At 63.0% G+C, this 16,113-nt stretch carries 16 protein-coding genes, 1 tRNA gene and 1 pseudogene; 6 read left to right on the top strand and 12 right to left on the bottom strand.

Annotated features, from left to right (window positions below):
- Nucleotides 1-114: 114 nt before the first annotated feature.
- From AC0V7N_RS05965 to AC0V7N_RS05955, 3 genes are read left to right on the top strand one after another with little or no spacing between them, the layout of a single operon-like run.
- Complete coding sequence (locus AC0V7N_RS05965; protein WP_475455596.1) at nt 115-1,137, top strand: ImuA family protein; 1,023 nt, start codon at nt 115-117, stop codon at nt 1,135-1,137.
- Nucleotides 1,079-2,554 (top strand): DUF6504 family protein, encoded by a 1,476-nt coding sequence (locus AC0V7N_RS05960; protein WP_475455594.1) that lies wholly within the window; start codon nt 1,079-1,081, stop codon nt 2,552-2,554. The genes AC0V7N_RS05965 and AC0V7N_RS05960 overlap by 59 nt, the downstream gene beginning before the upstream one ends.
- Nucleotides 2,551-5,886: an error-prone DNA polymerase gene (locus AC0V7N_RS05955; RefSeq protein ID WP_475455592.1), complete on the top strand. Its 3,336-nt coding sequence runs from the start codon at nt 2,551-2,553 to the stop codon at nt 5,884-5,886. The genes AC0V7N_RS05960 and AC0V7N_RS05955 overlap by 4 nt, the downstream gene beginning before the upstream one ends.
- Nucleotides 5,887-6,194: 308 nt before the next feature.
- Here the strand turns inward: AC0V7N_RS05955 and AC0V7N_RS05950 are convergent, their stop codons facing one another.
- From AC0V7N_RS05950 to AC0V7N_RS05935, 4 genes and pseudogenes are all read right to left on the bottom strand, one after another.
- Nucleotides 6,195-6,440, bottom strand: a complete 246-nt coding sequence (locus AC0V7N_RS05950; RefSeq protein WP_475455590.1) for a Trm112 family protein — start codon at nt 6,438-6,440, stop codon at nt 6,195-6,197.
- 169 nt (nt 6,441-6,609) lie between these two features.
- Nucleotides 6,610-7,280 (bottom strand): annotated as a pseudogene (locus tag AC0V7N_RS05945) (LON peptidase substrate-binding domain-containing protein).
- A 123-nt stretch (nt 7,281-7,403) separates the two neighbouring features.
- Nucleotides 7,404-8,411 (bottom strand): thioredoxin, encoded by a 1,008-nt coding sequence (gene trxA / locus AC0V7N_RS05940; RefSeq protein ID WP_475455588.1) that lies wholly within the window; start codon nt 8,409-8,411, stop codon nt 7,404-7,406.
- A gap of 81 nt (nt 8,412-8,492) precedes the next feature.
- Nucleotides 8,493-8,990 (bottom strand): prolyl-tRNA synthetase associated domain-containing protein, encoded by a 498-nt coding sequence (locus AC0V7N_RS05935; protein ID WP_475455586.1) that lies wholly within the window; start codon nt 8,988-8,990, stop codon nt 8,493-8,495.
- A gap of 211 nt (nt 8,991-9,201) precedes the next feature.
- Here AC0V7N_RS05935 and AC0V7N_RS05930 point away from each other — a divergent pair.
- Nucleotides 9,202-9,276, top strand: a tRNA-Gly gene (locus AC0V7N_RS05930).
- Nucleotides 9,277-9,373: 97 nt separating this feature from the next.
- Here the strand turns inward: AC0V7N_RS05930 and AC0V7N_RS05925 are convergent.
- Nucleotides 9,374-10,063, bottom strand: a complete 690-nt coding sequence (locus tag AC0V7N_RS05925) for a hypothetical protein (RefSeq protein WP_475455584.1) — start codon at nt 10,061-10,063, stop codon at nt 9,374-9,376.
- Nucleotides 10,060-10,200 (bottom strand): hypothetical protein, encoded by a 141-nt coding sequence (locus AC0V7N_RS05920; RefSeq protein ID WP_475455582.1) that lies wholly within the window; start codon nt 10,198-10,200, stop codon nt 10,060-10,062. The genes AC0V7N_RS05925 and AC0V7N_RS05920 overlap by 4 nt, the downstream gene beginning before the upstream one ends.
- 280 nt (nt 10,201-10,480) lie before the next feature.
- Here AC0V7N_RS05920 and AC0V7N_RS05915 point away from each other — a divergent pair, with 280 nt between their 5' ends.
- On the top strand, nt 10,481-10,771 hold the full coding sequence (locus AC0V7N_RS05915) for a helix-turn-helix domain-containing protein (RefSeq protein ID WP_475455580.1): 291 nt from the start codon (nt 10,481-10,483) through the stop codon (nt 10,769-10,771).
- Nucleotides 10,772-10,849: 78 nt separating this feature from the next.
- Here the strand turns inward: AC0V7N_RS05915 and AC0V7N_RS05910 are convergent, their stop codons facing one another.
- Nucleotides 10,850-11,653 (bottom strand): SapC family protein, encoded by an 804-nt coding sequence (locus AC0V7N_RS05910; protein WP_475455578.1) that lies wholly within the window; start codon nt 11,651-11,653, stop codon nt 10,850-10,852.
- A 343-nt stretch (nt 11,654-11,996) separates the two neighbouring features.
- Here AC0V7N_RS05910 and AC0V7N_RS05905 point away from each other — a divergent pair, with 343 nt between their 5' ends.
- Nucleotides 11,997-12,269 carry a DUF6916 family protein gene (locus AC0V7N_RS05905; protein WP_475455576.1) on the top strand — a complete coding sequence of 91 codons (273 nt, stop codon included), beginning with the start codon at nt 11,997-11,999 and terminating at the stop codon, nt 12,267-12,269.
- A gap of 290 nt (nt 12,270-12,559) precedes the next feature.
- Here AC0V7N_RS05905 and AC0V7N_RS05900 read toward each other — a convergent pair whose 3' ends face one another.
- Genes AC0V7N_RS05900 through AC0V7N_RS05880 form a run of 5 tightly spaced genes read right to left on the bottom strand, consistent with a single transcriptional unit; the run spans nt 12,560 to nt 16,005 of the window.
- Nucleotides 12,560-13,096, bottom strand: coding sequence for a GNAT family N-acetyltransferase (locus AC0V7N_RS05900; protein WP_475455574.1), 537 nt, complete (start codon nt 13,094-13,096; stop codon nt 12,560-12,562).
- Nucleotides 13,097-13,108: 12 nt separating this feature from the next.
- On the bottom strand, nt 13,109-14,419 hold the full coding sequence (locus AC0V7N_RS05895) for a PLL family lectin (protein ID WP_475455572.1): 1,311 nt from the start codon (nt 14,417-14,419) through the stop codon (nt 13,109-13,111).
- Between the two features lie 29 nt (nt 14,420-14,448).
- Nucleotides 14,449-14,973 carry a phage tail protein gene (locus AC0V7N_RS05890; RefSeq protein ID WP_475455570.1) on the bottom strand — a complete coding sequence of 175 codons (525 nt, stop codon included), beginning with the start codon at nt 14,971-14,973 and terminating at the stop codon, nt 14,449-14,451.
- Nucleotides 14,974-14,982: 9 nt separating this feature from the next.
- Nucleotides 14,983-15,486, bottom strand: coding sequence for a phage tail protein (locus AC0V7N_RS05885; RefSeq protein WP_475455568.1), 504 nt, complete (start codon nt 15,484-15,486; stop codon nt 14,983-14,985).
- A 12-nt stretch (nt 15,487-15,498) separates the two neighbouring features.
- Nucleotides 15,499-16,005: a phage tail protein gene (locus AC0V7N_RS05880; RefSeq protein ID WP_475455566.1), complete on the bottom strand. Its 507-nt coding sequence runs from the start codon at nt 16,003-16,005 to the stop codon at nt 15,499-15,501.
- Nucleotides 16,006-16,113: the final 108 nt, after the last annotated feature.

The following is a 16,113-nucleotide window of genomic DNA, read 5'->3' as shown; positions in this document are numbered from 1 at the left end:
GCTCGCGACTCCTCGCTGAGGAATAAATTCCTTATGACTCTGCTTGACTCTTCCGTCACCCTCTGGAATCTATAAGAACATAACAGGAACAATTGTGAGTGGACACTGACCGTCATGGCGATATCAGCCGTGGCGCGGGAGACTGTTTTTGCCCTGCGCCGCCAGATCGCGAAAATCGAGGGAACGCTGCCCGAGCGCCTGCAGGCGCCGGCTGGCGCGTCCCTTGATGTCGATGGCGGCGCCGACGCCGATCTCACGATCGTCCGGCGCGGCATTGCAGCGGCCTTGCCGGATGCCTTCCTGCCCGTCGGCGTCGAACGGCTCGATGCCGCTTTGAGCGGCGGCCTGCCGAAAGCCGCGCTCAGCGAAATCCATGGTCTGGAAACCCGCGATGCCGGAGCCGTCGCCGGTTTCGCTTTGTCCCTCACCAGCCTGATCCTCAAGCAGGCGCAGGGGCTGCCCATCTTATGGATCGGCACGTCAGAGATCTTCCGCGAGGCCGGCTTTCCCTATGCCAGGGGGCTGCGGGCCTCGTTCGGCATCGAGCCCGGGCAATTGCTGTTTTCCGAGGCGCCAAAGCTTGTCGATGCGCTGTGGGTCGCCGAGGAGGCGGCCCGGATGACGGCGCTCGCCGCAATCATCCTCGAAATCCGCTGCAACCCGCAGCGGCTGGACCTGACCGCGACGCGCCGGCTGCACGCAAGGGCGCAGGCCGCCGGCCGCCCGGTGTTCCTGCTGCGGCAGGCGGCCGCGCCCGAGCCGACGGCAGCGCCCGTCCGGCTCATCGTCGCGTCGGCGCCGGCAACACCGCGCGACACCATCGCCGGGCCGCTCGCCGGCTCGATCGGTCGCCCCGCCTTCACCATCACCATCGGCAAGAGCCGCACGGCCCTGCCTGGACAATTCACACTGGAGTGGAACCCCGATGAACGCGCATTCGACGAAAGAAGAGGCGAGGAAAAACGGGAACGGGCAAAGAATCCTGTCGCTGTGGTTTCCCTATCTGGCGGCCGAAAGGATCCTGCGACAGCGACAGGGGCGGTCCTGGCGTTCCCGGCCGTCAGCTCATCCGCCACTGGTGGTCAGCCACCGCCAGGGCAACGCGCAGCGCATTTCGGCCCTCGACGAGCGGGCTGAGGCGCTGCACCTGAAGCGCGACATGGGCATTGCCGATGCGCGTGCCATGCATCCGTCGATCGACATCGTCGAGGCCGATCCCGAGGCCGACCGGCGCCTGCTCGAAGGCCTGGCCGACTGGTGCGACCGCTACACCCCGCTGGTGGCGCTGGACGGCGTGGACGGCCTGTTCCTCGACGTCACCGGTTGCACCCATCTGTTCGGCGGCGAACGCGCCATGCTGGACGACATCCTGTCGCGCTTCTTCCATCAGGGCTTCGATGTCCGCGCCGGCCTTGCCCCGACCCCAGGCGCCGCCTGGGCGGCGGCCCGGTTTTGCGGCGACCGCATCGTTGATGGCGGCGAGGAGGAAGCCCTGCTCGCACCCTTGCCGCTCGCCGCACTGCGCATCGACCCGGCGACCCGCGCCAGCCTGGAAAGTGTCGGCCTGCGCACGGCGGGCGCCGTCATGGCCGCACCCCGCGCGCCGCTCGCCCGCCGCTTCGGCGCCTCTCTGCTGCTGCGCCTCGACCAGGCGCTTGGCCGTCTCGACGAGGCGGTCTCGCCGCGCCTTCCCGTGGCGCCGCTTTCGGTCGAACGCCATCTTGCCGAGCCCATCACCTTGACCGAGGACATCGAACGGCTGGTGGGCCTGCTGGCGACGATCTTGAAGACCGATCTCGAGCGCCGCGGCGAAGGCGCCCGAACGCTGGCGCTGCTGCTCTTCCGTGTCGACGGCGCCGTCAGCCGCATTGCGCTCGGCACCTCGCGGCCGCTGCGCGACCCCCGGCTGATCCAGAAACTGTTCCATGAAAGGCTGGCAGCGCTCGAGCAGGACATCGATGCCGGCTACGGCTTCGATCTGGTGCGCCTCTCGGTGCTGGCCGCCGCCGCTTTCGACATGGCGCAGACCGATCTGACCGGTGACGTGACCGACGATGGCGCCGACATCGCGCTGTTCGCCGACCGCATCCGCGCCCGGCTCGGCGAGGGCGCCGTGCTGCAGCCGGTCCTCGTCGAAAGCCATCTGCCGGAACGCGCCGTCGCCACCATCCCCTTCACGGAGGCACCGCGCCGGACCACACCACCGAAGAAGCCGGACAGAGTGCAGGCGCCCAAAACCATCTTCCCGCCGGAACGGCCGATCCGGCTGTTCCGCGCGCCCGAACCCATCGAGGTGCCGGCGACCGAAATGCCCGAGGGTCCGCCGCTCAATTTCCGCTGGCGGCGCGCGCTCTACCGCGTCACCCGTGCCGAGGGTCCCGAACGCATCGCCGCCGAATGGTGGCGTGAAGCGTCAAGCGATCCGGTCGCATCGACCCGCGACTATTTTCGCATCGAGGATGTCGACGGCCGCCGCTACTGGCTCTACCGGCAAGGCCTTTACGGCAACCCGCAGGTGCCACCGCGCTGGTTCATGCATGGGGTCTTCGCATGAACGCGCTGACCGTCATCCCCTATGCCGAGTTCGGCATCCAGTCGAATTTCTCCTTCCTGCGCGGCGCCTCCAAGCCGGAGGAGCTGGTGGTCGCGGCCAAGCTTCTGGGCTTTTCCGCGATCGGCCTTGCCGACCGCAACACGGTGGCCGGCGTGGTGCGCGCCTGGCAGCAGGCCAAGGTCGAAAAGCTCTCCTATCACCCCGGCTGCCGGCTGGTTTTTGGCGACGGCACGCCGGATATTCTCGCCTATCCCAGGGACCGCAAGGGCTGGGGCCATCTGTGCCGCATGCTGACCCAGGCCAATCTGCGCGACGAGACCGAAAAAGGCGCCACTCTGCTCCAGCGCGGCGATTTGCTCGAATGGGGAGACCTGATGTCGCTGGCGGCCCTGCCCGATCTGGCGGCGGGCGCGCAAGACAGCCTTGCTTTGCTCCGCCAGCTCAAGGACCGCTTCGGCAGGGCCCTGCGCCTTGGCGTCTCGCCCTGCTATGCCGGTAATGACCGGTTCCGGATCGAGCAGGCGGCGGCGCTGGCCGAAATTACCGGCATCCCGCTGATGGCGACCAACGATGTCCTCTACCACACGGCCGAACGACGCCCGTTGCAGGACGTGCTGACCGCGATCCGCCTCAACACACCCGTCGCCGAGGTCGGGCTGGAACTCACCGCCAATGCCGAGCGCCATCTGAAGCCGCCGCTGGAAATGGCCCGCCTGTTCCGCCGGCATCCGCAAGCGCTGGCCGAGACGCTGCGTTTTGCGGAAGAATTGACCTTCTCGCTTGGCGACCTCCAGTACAATTACCCCGACGAGCCGACGGAATCGGGCCTTGGCCCGCAGGCCGAACTGGAAAGGCTGGCGCGGGAAGGGGCGACCCGGCGGTTCCCGGGCGGTGTCCCGGCCAGCGTCATAAAACGCATCGAGGACGAGCTCGCTCTGATCGAGCGTCTCAACTACGCGCGCTACTTCCTGACCGTCTACGACATCATCAAATTCGCCCGCAGCCAGAACATCCTCTGCCAGGGACGCGGCTCCGCCGCCAATTCGATCATCTGCTTCTGCATCGGCATCACTGAAGTCGGGCCGGACAAGATCGACACGCTGTTCGAGCGCTTCATTTCCGAGGAGAGGAACGAGCCTCCGGATATCGACGTCGACTTCGAGCATGAGCGGCGTGAAGAGGTCATGCAGTACATCTATACGAAATACAGTTCCAAACGCACCGCGCTTGCCGCCGCCGTCATCAGCTATCGCGGCCGCTCGGCGCTGCGCGAAGTCTCCAAGGCGATGGGCCTGTCGGAGGATGTCCGGGCGTCCCTGTCCGGCTCGATCTGGGGCTGGTCGACCTCCGAGCTTGGCGAGAAGGAAGCCCGCGCCGGCGGCCTCGACCGCAGCGACCCCACATCGCGGCATGTGATGGAACGGGCCAACGAGATCATGGGCTTTCCCCGCCACCTCTCCCAGCATGTCGGCGGTTTCGTCATCACCCGGGACCGGCTCGACGAGATTGTGCCCATCGTCAAGACGGCGATGGACGAGCGCAAGATGGTCGAATGGGACAAGGACGATCTCGACTCGGTGAAGATCCTTAAGGTGGACATCCTGGCGCTCGGCATGCTGACCTGCCTGCAGCGCGCCTTCACCTTGCTTACCGACCACTACCCAAAGGCACGGGACCCGTATGGGCAACCCTATGTGCTGGCCACTCTGCCGGCAGAGGACCAACGCGTCTATGACATGATCTGCCGCGCCGATACGCTCGGCGTCTTCCAGATCGAGTCTCGCGCGCAGATGTCGATGCTGCCGCGGCTCCAACCGCGCGATTTCTATGACCTTGTCATCGAGGTGGCGATCGTTCGGCCGGGCCCGATCCAGGGCGATATGGTCCATCCCTATCTGCGCCGCCGGCAAGGCAAGGAGAAGGCCGAATATCAGAAGGCGGAATTGAAAGAGATCCTCGGCAAGACGCTCGGCGTGCCGCTGTTCCAGGAACAGGCGATGAAGATCGCCATCGTCGCCGGTGGCTTCAAGCCGGGCGAGGCCGATGAACTGCGCCGCGCCATGGCCACCTTCAAGCGCACCGGCACCATCGGCAATTACCGCGACCGTATGATCAATGGCATGGTCGGCAAGGGCTACACCAAGGACTTCGCCGAGCGCTGCTTCAAGCAGATCGAGGGTTTTGGCGAATATGGCTTTCCCGAAAGCCATGCCGCCTCCTTCGCCTTGCTCGTCTATGCCTCGTGCTGGTTCAAGACCTTCTATCCCGACGTGTTCTGCGCCGCGATCCTGAACGCGCAGCCGATGGGATTTTACCAGCCGGCGCAATTGGTGCGCGACGCGCGCGACCATGGCGTCGACATCCGCGACGTCGACGTCAATTTCTCCGTCTGGGACTGCACCCTGGAAAAAGCGCCTTTCGATCCGGCCCGCATCCTGCCGCGCCATGCCGAAATGCGCGGTGTCATCGAGACGAACCATGCGCTGCGGCTCGGCTTCCGGCAGATCAAGGGTCTTTCCAAGGAACGCATGGAGGCTTTCGTCACGCGGCGCGGTGCCGGCTACGAAACCGTCCGCGATGTCTGGCTGCGTTCCGGCCTCGATGTCGACGAGATCGAGCGGCTGGCGCAGGCCGATGCTTTCCGCTCGATCGGCCTCGACCGCCGTGCCGCACTTTGGGACGTGCGGGCGCTGGGCGCCAAGAGTGCGGCCGAAAAGCTGCCGCTGTTCGACCAGCCGGCGCTGCGCCTGCGCGAGCTGGAGCCCGAGACGAAGCTGCCGAAAATGCCGCTCGGCGAGCATGTCATCCACGACTACCGCTCGCTCGGCCTGTCGCTGAAGGCGCATCCGGTCGCCTTCCTGCGCGAGCGGCTCGACCGCGCCGGCGTCACGCCCAATGCCAACCTGCCATCGGTACGCGACGGCAGGCGGGTTGCCGTCGCCGGCCTGGTGCTGGTGCGGCAGCGCCCCGGCAAAGGCAACGCGATCTTCCTGACGCTGGAGGACGACAAGGCGGTCGCCAACGTCATCTTCTGGGAGAGAACTTTTACCCGTTTCCGGCCCATTGTCATGGGTGCGCGGTTCGTGAAGGTCAGCGGGAAATTGCAGTCGGAATCCGGTGTGGTCCATATCGTCGCCGAAAAGATCGAGGATCTGACGCCCTGGCTGACCGTGCTTCTGGAGAAGGTCAGCGGGGCGGCGCCGTCGGCCACGCGACACGCCTCCGAGGAAGGGCCGGAGCGCTCCAGCCAAGCGGCACCGGCTCGGCAGGACCTCGCAACACTGTCGGAAGAAGCGGAAAGGGTCATGCCCAAGGGACGGAATTTTCAGTAGCGTACGGCGCCGGCTTCGCCCTCACTCACCTTTCGTCATCCACGGGCGGAGCAGGAGCGAAGCTCCGTCGCGGAGACCCCTGGAGCTGCTCCGCAGCCCAAGGGATCCATGCCGCGACAGCGATCAAAGCGTGCCACGGTCCAGAATAGCGTCTCTATATCGTGGGAAGAAAGGCACCCGGCTCTGACCCGCTTTCGCACGTCACATACGTCGCGGCATGGATCCCAGGTCTCCGCGACGCCGCTACGCGGCTGCTCCGCCCTGGGATGACGACGCGATGAATGGCACCGCCTCCAACGACCGCCCGCTCAACCCGGTCCGCTCAGCCTCGGTGGCGGCGCCAGCACATCCTCCGCCGACAACGTCCGCGCCTCCGAAGGCAACATGATCGGAATGCCATCGCGCACTGGATAAGCCAGCTTGGCGACCCGCGAGACCAGCTCGCCGCGCTCCGGATCCCAGGCCAGCGGGCCCTTGGTCAGCGGGCAGGCCAAAAGCTCCAGCAGCTTGGGGTCGACATTGATCTTCTTTCCGTCGCGCCCATCCGCCACCATCGGTTCCTCTTCTTAGTACCGGGCCCTAAGATGTGTTGAGATCCGGGTCAGGCCGAGCCGAAAATGACTGATACCGAGAACCAGAGCGGAGCGTACTTTTCGTACGTGAGCACCGGAAGCGCAGGTATCAGCCATTTGCAGGCCGGCATCACCCGGATATCGGCACATCTTACTGTAAGCTCGAGCCAAAATCCTCATTCTCGCGCGCCAATGCCATTTCGGTGATGGCGATCAGCGTTTCGGCGCGCGTCTTCAGGTCCGCCGCTTCGAGCAGCGCCTGCTTCTCGGCCGGCCCGTAGGCGCCATCATCGACAGCGCGTTGACCAGCATGGCATTTTCGGCGCGGCTGACGCTTTCCCAGTCGGCTTCGAGATCATTGGCCTGCAGATAGGCGCGAAATGCCTTCAGCAGCGCCGGCCGATCGATCTCGTTCGCCGCCGGATCGTCATCGAGATCGGCGAGGAAGGGCGACGGCTTGGCCTGGCGAAACGGCGTCTTGACCGTCAGCTCATGGGCGATGCGAAAACGGAACACGCCTTGCAGCGAGATCAGGTAACGGCCGTCGCCGGTTTCGGAAAAGGCGATGATACGGCCGGCGCAGCCGACATTGCAGAGCTCCGGCTCACCATCGTCGCGCAGCGCGCCATCGAGACGGGGCTGGATGACGCCAATCAGCCGCGAGCCGGCGACCGCTTCGTCCACCATCTGCAAATAGCGCGGCTCGAAGATGTTGAGCGGCATGCGGCCGCCCGGCAGCAGCAGCGCGCCCTCGAGCGGAAAGATCGGGATCGTCGACGGCAGATCCTTGGCGAGCCGGTAATGCGCGTTTCCCGCTTGCACCTCATTCCTCCGATCGACTTCTTACGCCTCCCGCCACAGGGATCATCGGCCTGTCGAAGTCAGCTACCTAATCTGGCGCGGCCACCGCCGACGCCAAGCCCGTGCGACGAAACAGCCGCCGGCTCAGGAAAACAGCAGCGCCGACAATTTGCGCCGAGCCGCCAGCGTCGCCTCGTCGGTCATGCCCCAGGCCTCGAACAGCTGCAGCAATTGCGCCCTGGCGCCATCCTCGTTCCAGGCGCGGTCGGCCTTGATGATGGCCAGCAGATTGTCGGCTGCCGCCGTGCGCTCGCCCCTGGCGTTCTGGATCATGGCCAGATCGAAACGCGCCTGATGGTCTTTGGGATTTTCCGCCAGGCGGCGCTCGAACTCGGCCGGATTGCCAAGCGCTGCCGCTTGCGCGGCCAGCGCCATCTTGGCGCGCAAGGCGGCGAGAACAGGCGCGTCCTTCTTGGCCTCGGGCGCCGTTGCCAGCAACGCCTCGGCGCCTTCCGTGTCGCCGGCCTCGAACAACAGGTCGCCCAGCCCGGCGATTGCCTCGATCGTCTCCGGCGCCTGCGCCAGGACGGCGTCAAAAATGTCGGCGGCGGTCTGCATGTCGCCGGCATCGCGCGCTTCCGCCGCCGCCGCCAGCGCCTCGGCCACGGCCGGGGCGCCATTGCCCTTGCCGCCTACCTTGGTGATGAATTCGTTGATCTGGCTTTCGGGAATAGCCCCCATGAAGCCGTCGACCGGCTGGCCGTCCTTGAAAGCGATGACCGCCGGAATGGACTGGATGCCGAGTTGACCGGCGATCGAAGGGTGATCGTCGATGTTCATCTTGACCAGCTTGACCTTGCCGCCAGCGGCCTTGACCGCCTTTTCCAGCTGCGGCGTCAGCTGCTTGCAAGGACCGCACCACGGCGCCCAGAAATCGACCAGCACCGGCTGACGCCGCGATTCCTGGATGACGTCGGCGGCAAACGACGCGGTCGTGGTGTCCTTGATGACATCGCCGGCGGGGGCGGCGGCCGGCGCATCGCCAAGCGCGACCTTTGCCGGTGCGGGCGCGGTTCCGCCATACTGCACGGTGGTGGCATACTGGCCGCCACTGCTGCCGAATGACCCGCCAAACGGCTTGTTGTCGCTCATCTCGTCACCCTTTCGGTCGCGCCGCCGGTCCGCGGGTCGGCGCCATGTCATTGGAAGTCGGTTTCGCCATGCATGTGGCGATCATGCCGAGACTTTCAAGATAGCAGCATCATGCCCGGTTGCCTCGACGAATCTGATGAGATCTGCCGCGGCGATCGATGTCGTCGCCTCATTGGTCAGCGGATGCGCGTTGATGACGGCATGTTCCATCAAATCCTTGTCGAGCACCAGCTTCACACGCTTTGCCGTATCGTTGATGACGCCGAAGACGGTGACCGCGCCCGGCGAAACGCCCAAAAGCTCCATCAGCATCTCCGGCTTGCCGAAGGAAACACGGCTGGCGGCGCCGATCAGCTGGTGGATCTGCTTGAGATCGACGACCGCATCCTCGCCGACGGTGACCAGGAAGAAATTGTCCTTCTTGTCCTTCAGGAACAGGTTTTTGGTGTGCCCGCCGGCGATTTCACCGCGCAGCGCCTGCGAATCGGCCACCGTATAGAGCGGCGGATGGCGTATCGTCGAAACGGCAATGCCGAGTTCGGCAAGAAAGGCAAAAAGTTCGGCTTCGCTCTTCGGCATCGATCTTCTTCTCGTCCAATTCCTGCCTTGCCGTTTACGGCCAATGCGGTGGCCGACACAAGACCATCGCGCAACGGCGCGGCAAAATCCGCGCGGCGCGGGCAGTTTGCCGGCGTCGCTTGGCGTGTTGCAAAAAGCCTGCGATTTCCCTGTTGCAATCGCCGCGCTCTTCAGCCATATAGGCCCGGCTTGCGGCCAAGACGCCGTGTGAGCGGGTGTAGCTCAGGGGTAGAGCACAACCTTGCCAAGGTTGGGGTCGAGCGTTCGAATCGCTTCACCCGCTCCAATTTCCTCAGGGGAATCAAGCATCGAAAAGCCGCGGAACTCCGCGGCTTTTTCGCGTTTTGGGCGCGGGCGAAGAGCCGCCGAGAAATGCTCGGTTCTTAGAAAGAATCGATCTCCGCCAGCCGCCTCTCTATATCGGATCGCCCAATCGTGCCGCCGTGCCTATAGGCATCAAGATGTGTAAGTCGGTAGGAGTTGGAAGTGGCAAATTCGTTGATATCACTTCTCTGACGCTCGGTTCGGATCAGATCATTTACTGCCAGCAGCGTTAGGGCAGCCGGAATTTTGTTCCTGCTGACGCCTGAATAATCGTGGATTTTGTCGTAACTCAAATCCACGCAGTTCCTGTTGATGTCCCGCCGCGCAACAAACAGAAGATAGAGCTTTAGGGCGTCGAGTTCCGTTCGGCTACGGAGACTCAGCCGCCTGAAGAACGGCACGCTCCCCGCCGCACTGTAAAGCCCTTTCGCCGGAAGCTTACCCCAGCCTGGGGATTTAGGATCGAGCCGAGCTAATTGGAAGATGCTTCGGTCGAGCCTGTTTACCAACTCAGCGTCCTCCAGAATGGCTAGTCCACCCGAAATCTTTGCCCTGCTAAGTCCGGCTATCATGCCAATCTTATCATAAGTTAGACGGGCCACACCGGAGCCATCGGTGTGGTGGGCAATCAGTACCAAGCAGATGAGAGATGCGACTCTATCCGCAGCCCCCTCCTGCCACCCAAATTGCCTCAATCCACCATTTTCGATCCAGAGCGTGGGCAGCGGAACCCATGTTCTCATCATCATTTGCGACTCCGCACGACGGACAGAACGGCATAAATTGCATAGGCTGCCAGGGCGATTGCAGCCAAACCGATGAGAAAGCCTTGGTGCTCAGTCGGGATCTGAATGAGGGACGAAAGGAACTGAAAAATATCGGACATCAGGTTGCTCCAAGATTGAAACGCGATATCGAAAAATTTAGAGCAGCCCAATTGTCTTATATAGATACAGTTCCTGGCATTTTTCACAACGGAAGGCTATTAAGATACTGGAAAATATATATTTAATGGAATTTTGAGCCGTTCATAGCATATTGAAAACAGTTCATAAGGCGCTCTTTGTGAACCGTTCTATACGCCATTGACGTATACCTTAAATTGAGTTTTAGTTGCGTTGAGGCTGGCGGGCTACACGATCCATCCCAACTCTATGGGTCGCACCTTGAACCAAAAAGACGTGAAATTGATCGAGAGCTTCAAGGATCTGCTGATCCAGCCCGCCTCTGTCCCCCTCACCCCAGAACACATACGAGAGATACGGCGCAGCGTTGCCCGCTCCACTCGCGAATTCGAGCGCCTTTTCCGAATTCCGGCCCGAACCATGGAGGCTTACGAGCAGGGTCGCCGAAAGCCAGATACCGCCACACAGGCGCTGTTGACTATAATTGAAAAGGAGCCTGAAGTCGCAAAGCGAGCTCTCTCCACGACGCGACTGTGGGATGATGATTTTTAAAGTCTGAAGTCCAGGCGGCTGGAAATGCGGGCGCGGTGGCTCAAATCAGCGGCGTCTCGAACAAGAGTGGTCTGGTCGTCAGGCGCTCTTAGCCCCATCCGCCTTGCGCAGCGATGCCTGGTGCACCAGCGAGGTCCAGCTGTTGGTCGAGGCGAGGTGGCAGTAGAGCAGGCCGAGCGCGCCGGATTTTCTGAGGTCGAGGAAGGCCGCGTCGCTCAGTTTGTTGAAGGCCGGCTCGTCGATCACCTGGAAATCGGTGAGGTTGAGCACTTCGCCGCCTTCCAGCGTCACCTTGCTCTGGCGTGGCGCGAACAGGCCGTGCGCGTCGATCTTGTCGATCATCTCGCGGGTGGCGCGAAAGTCGATCTGGAACTGGTTGCAGAAGGCGAGCGCCTGCTTGGTTGCTTCGGTCGGTTCAGTGCCGCTGAAGAACGGCGCGACCTTGTCTTCGCGAAACGGCGCCATGAGTTGGTCGATCACCCGCTCGCTTGCCCTGTCCACGCACAGCGTCAGCCGGCCTGATGTGGTTGGATCCTCGGCAAGGATGAAGGGGTAGCGGCGGACATAGGCAGGAATGTAGTGGGGTGCCGTCCACCGGCCGTCGGCATCGACGAACAGGTTCTCGCCCTGGCGCACGCCGGTGATGACGACAGGTGATTTGGCCGGGCCGATGAAGACGATCGGGTAGGAGCGCATCGCCGCCGGCATTTCCGACGCCACCACCGGAATGGCATGCGCGGTGCGCGCGAAGGCAAAGTCGCCGCGCGCGGTCAGGCCCAGCGAGCCGTGCCGCGCCGGGTTGAGCGCCTCCGGCTTCGAATAGAACAGCGGCATTGCATCGGCCGCCGGCGCTGCTTCCGTCCTTGCCCCGTTGTCAGCCATGGTCCGTCGTCCCTTCTCCCGCCAGCCGATTGGGCCGGTTGCTGCGCATCAGACCCCAAGACTGGAATCGGCTCTTGTTGCGCTGATCTTGGCTCGACCAAGACTCCGGCGCAGGAACAAAGTACTACAGTGTCCGTGTCGCGCATAAAAGCACGGGCGTTGCGGTATTTTGCGCTTTGCCCCGCGAATTGTCTCGGCCAATGCCCAGGCTGGCTTCCGGGCCTATGGACAGCCTGCCGCGAAGCGGCGAGATTGCCGCCACCAGAGCAAAGGCGGGAAAAGCGCGTGGCGGTTTTCCCGCGGCAATTGCGGGCAATAAAGCAGGCGGATTGAGGCACACGGCATGATGGCGGCGGATTTCGAACAGGCGATCGGGCAGGTATTCACCATCGAAACCGCAAGCGGGCAAATCGCCCTCGAATTGAGCGCGGTCACTCGCATTGCGTCCAGCCCGCGCCCGGGCGGCGGGTTTTCACTGATGTTCTGGGGACCGCGCGACATCGCATTGCCGCAGGCGACCTATCGCCTCGCAGGCCACGGCGGGGAGCACGAGATCTTCATCGTGCCGGTCGCCGCCGACGCGGCCGGGCGGCTTTATGAGGCGGTGTTTAATTGAGATCTGGTTTTGTGCCGCATGCGTTCGGGCCTACCGCATCGTGACTGGGCCGAATGCGACAATCTTTGCCGTCGGCGCTGCCCCTCACTGTCCTGCCGGACATCTCTCCCCGTAAACGGGGCGAGAGGGGCTGGCCGCAACGCCGGCGCCTTTCTTGCAACGCTGACAATTGGCGAAATCGCCGACGACAGCGTCCCTCGCCCCGTTTACGGAGAGAGGATGCCGGCAGGCAGGTGAGGGGCGGCGCCGACGGTAACCGTCGGGACCGACCGCTGTGACGCAGCAATTGATCATGGATCACCACCCGCCGCCGGCGCACATGCCATCAAGTCATAGACACCCTTGTCCTCGACCACCGCAAAGCCGAGCTCGACATAGAGCCGCCGCGCCGGATTGTTCTTCTCGACATGGATCGACGCTGATTTGCCGGCTAACCATGCCTCGTCGATCAGGTCGCGCAGCAGCGCCGAACCGTATCCCTTGCGGCGATGCTCCGGCAGAAAGGCGATGTCGATGATGCGGTGCTGGCTTGGCCAGCGCTCGATATAGAGGCGGCCGATGTCCTGCCCGGCCCGCGCCACCACCAGCCAGTCGGCCTCGGGATAGTGTTTTCTGTAATGCGCGTGCTGCGCCTGGAACTGCATGTCGAGGAAGGCGGCCTTCTGCGCCTCGCTCCAGTCCGTCACGGCGAGCTCTTCCAGGCGCGTCGAGGCGTAGAGAAGCGACAGGAACGGCAAATCCGCCTCGGTCGACGCACGGAAACCAAGCCCGGCCTGCTGCGACCGGGACCAGACCGGAGAAGAATGTTTCAGGCCGGAGTCTGCCACGCTGCCCGCGCGTCAGACCGGCGGCGTCAGGTCGCGCACCACGATGGCCTGGTTGACGTTGCTGCTGGCAAGCGACACCCAGGCATCCTCCCACTCGGTGCTGTCGATGTTCATTTGCGACAGCGTCCACAGTGAGTTGTCGTTGGGTGCGCCGCCGCTCATCAGGCTGAACAAAGCGACGCGGCCGTCGGCATTGTAGTCGAGCGTCAGCCTTGTATTCGCGCCGGAGGCGTTGAAATCGCGCCACCCCGACCAGTTCTGCGTGGCAGCGTCATACTGGGCGTTGAAGGAGTGAACGTGTTGCTGGTCGGACGCAACAAGCATGATGTCGCCATTGCCCTCGATGCCGGCAGCCAAAGTGTATTTGGCAACCCGGCTGTATTCGGTCATGGCCCAGGGCGTCCAGCTGTCGGTGCCGGCTGGCTTCTGGCGCGTGTGCAGCACCTGCCCGCTCTGCGTCAAGGCGAACAGATTGGTGGCGCCGAGCGGGCCGACAATCGGCGCCATTTCGGTGAAGCCGCCGGTGCCTGTTGTGTCGATCTGCACCCATTGCGTCCAGTCGGCAACCTTCAGCGCTTCCGCCGTGGACTGCTGGCAGCGGTAGAGGTGAAGGCCGGAATTGATGCCGAACAGCGCGATGCGGCCATCCGCCTGGCGGATCGCCCTGACCGACACCAAGCCGCCGGGAATCTGGAGCCAGTCGCTCCACTCCTTGGCCGGCGGAACGCGTTCGTCGACAGTGACAACGATCGGCGTCTTGGTGCCCGGCGGCGTGATGGTTTTCTGCACCTGCACGATCTGGTCCGGATTCTGGTAGATCCACCAGATATTGCCCTGATTGTCGGTCACGAAAATCTCGATGCGGCCGTCGGCATCGTTCGCCATCGACAGTTTCTGGTAGCTCGTGGCGATGGGCGGTGCGCCGATGTTCTGAGGCGCACTCCACTTGTCGATCGGGCCGATCTGGTTGGCGTCTTCCGTGATGACGGAGAGATTGGTTGTCCCTGACAGCTGTGCGACAACGGCCACCCGCCCGTCCTTGGTCAGGCCGGCCGTCATCTGCACGAAGGTGCCGGGGGCGATGATCGACCAGTCCGCGGGCCACGGTCCGTTCGGCGCGGTCTGCGCTTTCTGGATCAAACGCCCCGCCGCCGTATCGATGCCAACCACCATCAGCCGCGACAGTTCGAAGAATGGCGTGCCCGCCGGCATGCTCCGCAGGCTGGGCGACGTCTGGGATGCAGCGGTCCCGGCGGAGGCCGGAGCCGGCTTCTTCGCGGTGGCGGTCGGTGCCGCCGACTTTGACGTTGCTTCCTTGGCCATTGTATCGGTCCTGCCTGTTGGCGCGGAATTCAGGTTCTCGGCGGGAACACGCCCTGCAGCGCGATGCAGAAGCTCAAGGTGATGTACGGCATCATGTTGTTGTGCGGTTGGCCGCCGCCGGCGGGAGCGATGGTCTGACCCGACAACCCCACCTGATTTGCGGCGGGTGTGTAGACATTTCCCTGAGCCGTCTTAGCGATCGCAGTGTTGGTGGGGACGTTCGAATTGGCGGCGAAATTGCCCGGCACACTCAAGACCTGATGCGGATGCGAAGGCATTTCGCTCTCCAGCAAAGTGACCGTCTCCAAGCCACCGGTCTCACCGAGATCGTGCAGCGACAGGCCCGGACCCTGGCCGGGATGCATGGGTGCATTGCCCTGCATGTCCGGCAGGGCAAAGTTCGATTTGCCGTCACCGCCATAAGTGGTGCCAAGCAGTGAAAACAGCGCGGTGTTCTGTGAGAGCGGCAAGAGTTGCCCGTCGCAGAACGCCCAGCCCTTGGGCGCAAAATTGAACGGGAAAATCCGGATTTCGGCGACGAACGGATCGGCCATGACGTCCTCTTAAGTCTGTGACGGGAAAATCCCAAACAGCGAGATGATGAAGTCCACGCACAAATAAGGCTGGAAATTGGTGTGCGGCTGATTTCCACCAACACTACTGAGTGACTGCACGGCCATTGGAACCGAAGGGACGGCATTCATGAACATGTTGACCTGAGGCGACCTGCCGATCAGGCTGTTGCTCGGATTCGGCGAATTCGCCACATCGTTTGACGCGATGAGGAGATGGCTGTGCATCGGCATCTGGTTTACGTTCAGACTGACTTCCTCCACGCCGCCAGTCTCGGACAGAATGAAGCCATTGCCCTGATGCAGTGGAAGACGGCCACGCAAATCGGGCAGAGCAAAAGTCGATTGCCCATCGCCGCCATAGGTGGTGCCGATCAGGTTGAACAAAGTCTCGTTTTCCGAGATCGGTAGAAGCTGTCCGTCGCAGAACATCCAGCCGGCCGGCGCAAAATTGCCGGCAAACATACGGATCTCACCAACATAAGGCTGTGCCACGGTGCGTCTCCGTCAGTTTGGCGAGGGGAAGATGCCCTGCAGGGCGATGCAGAAACACAATGTCAAAAACGGCTGCATGTTGAGATGCGCCTGGCTGCCACCGACATTGCTGACCGTATCGGGTCGCAAGTTGGTGAGATTTTGCGTCGGCCCATAGAGCAGATTTGGCGCGGAATTGGCCAGCAGATTGCCACCCGGAATCTGGCCAGATCCCGCATTGTTGGAAGCATTTGCCTGGTGGGTATGGGTCGGCATCTCGGAGATGGTGAGCGTATGCGCCTGTTCGCCGCCCCGCTCGCCGAGGAAATGGCCGATGCCGCCGGTATGGTTCGGCACGCGACCGCGCATGTCGGGAAGAGCAAAGTTCACGCGCCCATCACCGCCAAAGGTGGTGCCGAGCAATGAAAACAGCGCCTGGTTCTGGTTGATGGGCAAGAGCTGCCCGTCGCAAAACGCCCATCCTTTCGGCGGGAAATTGAACGACATTATCCTGATTTCCGAGAGAAAAGGCTCGGCCATCTACGCCCCCCACCGTCAATTTTGCTTGGATTTGAAAGTATCCTTCCGCAACGGAACTGTCCAGCGATTTCGACTTGCTTTGCCGGCAAGAAATCCCGGCGTTCGCTC

The sequence above is a fragment of the Mesorhizobium kamtschaticum genome (assembly GCF_056174585.1).
The sequence above is the reverse complement of the archived record's forward strand: the minus strand, read 5'-3'. Positions and strand labels throughout refer to the sequence as shown.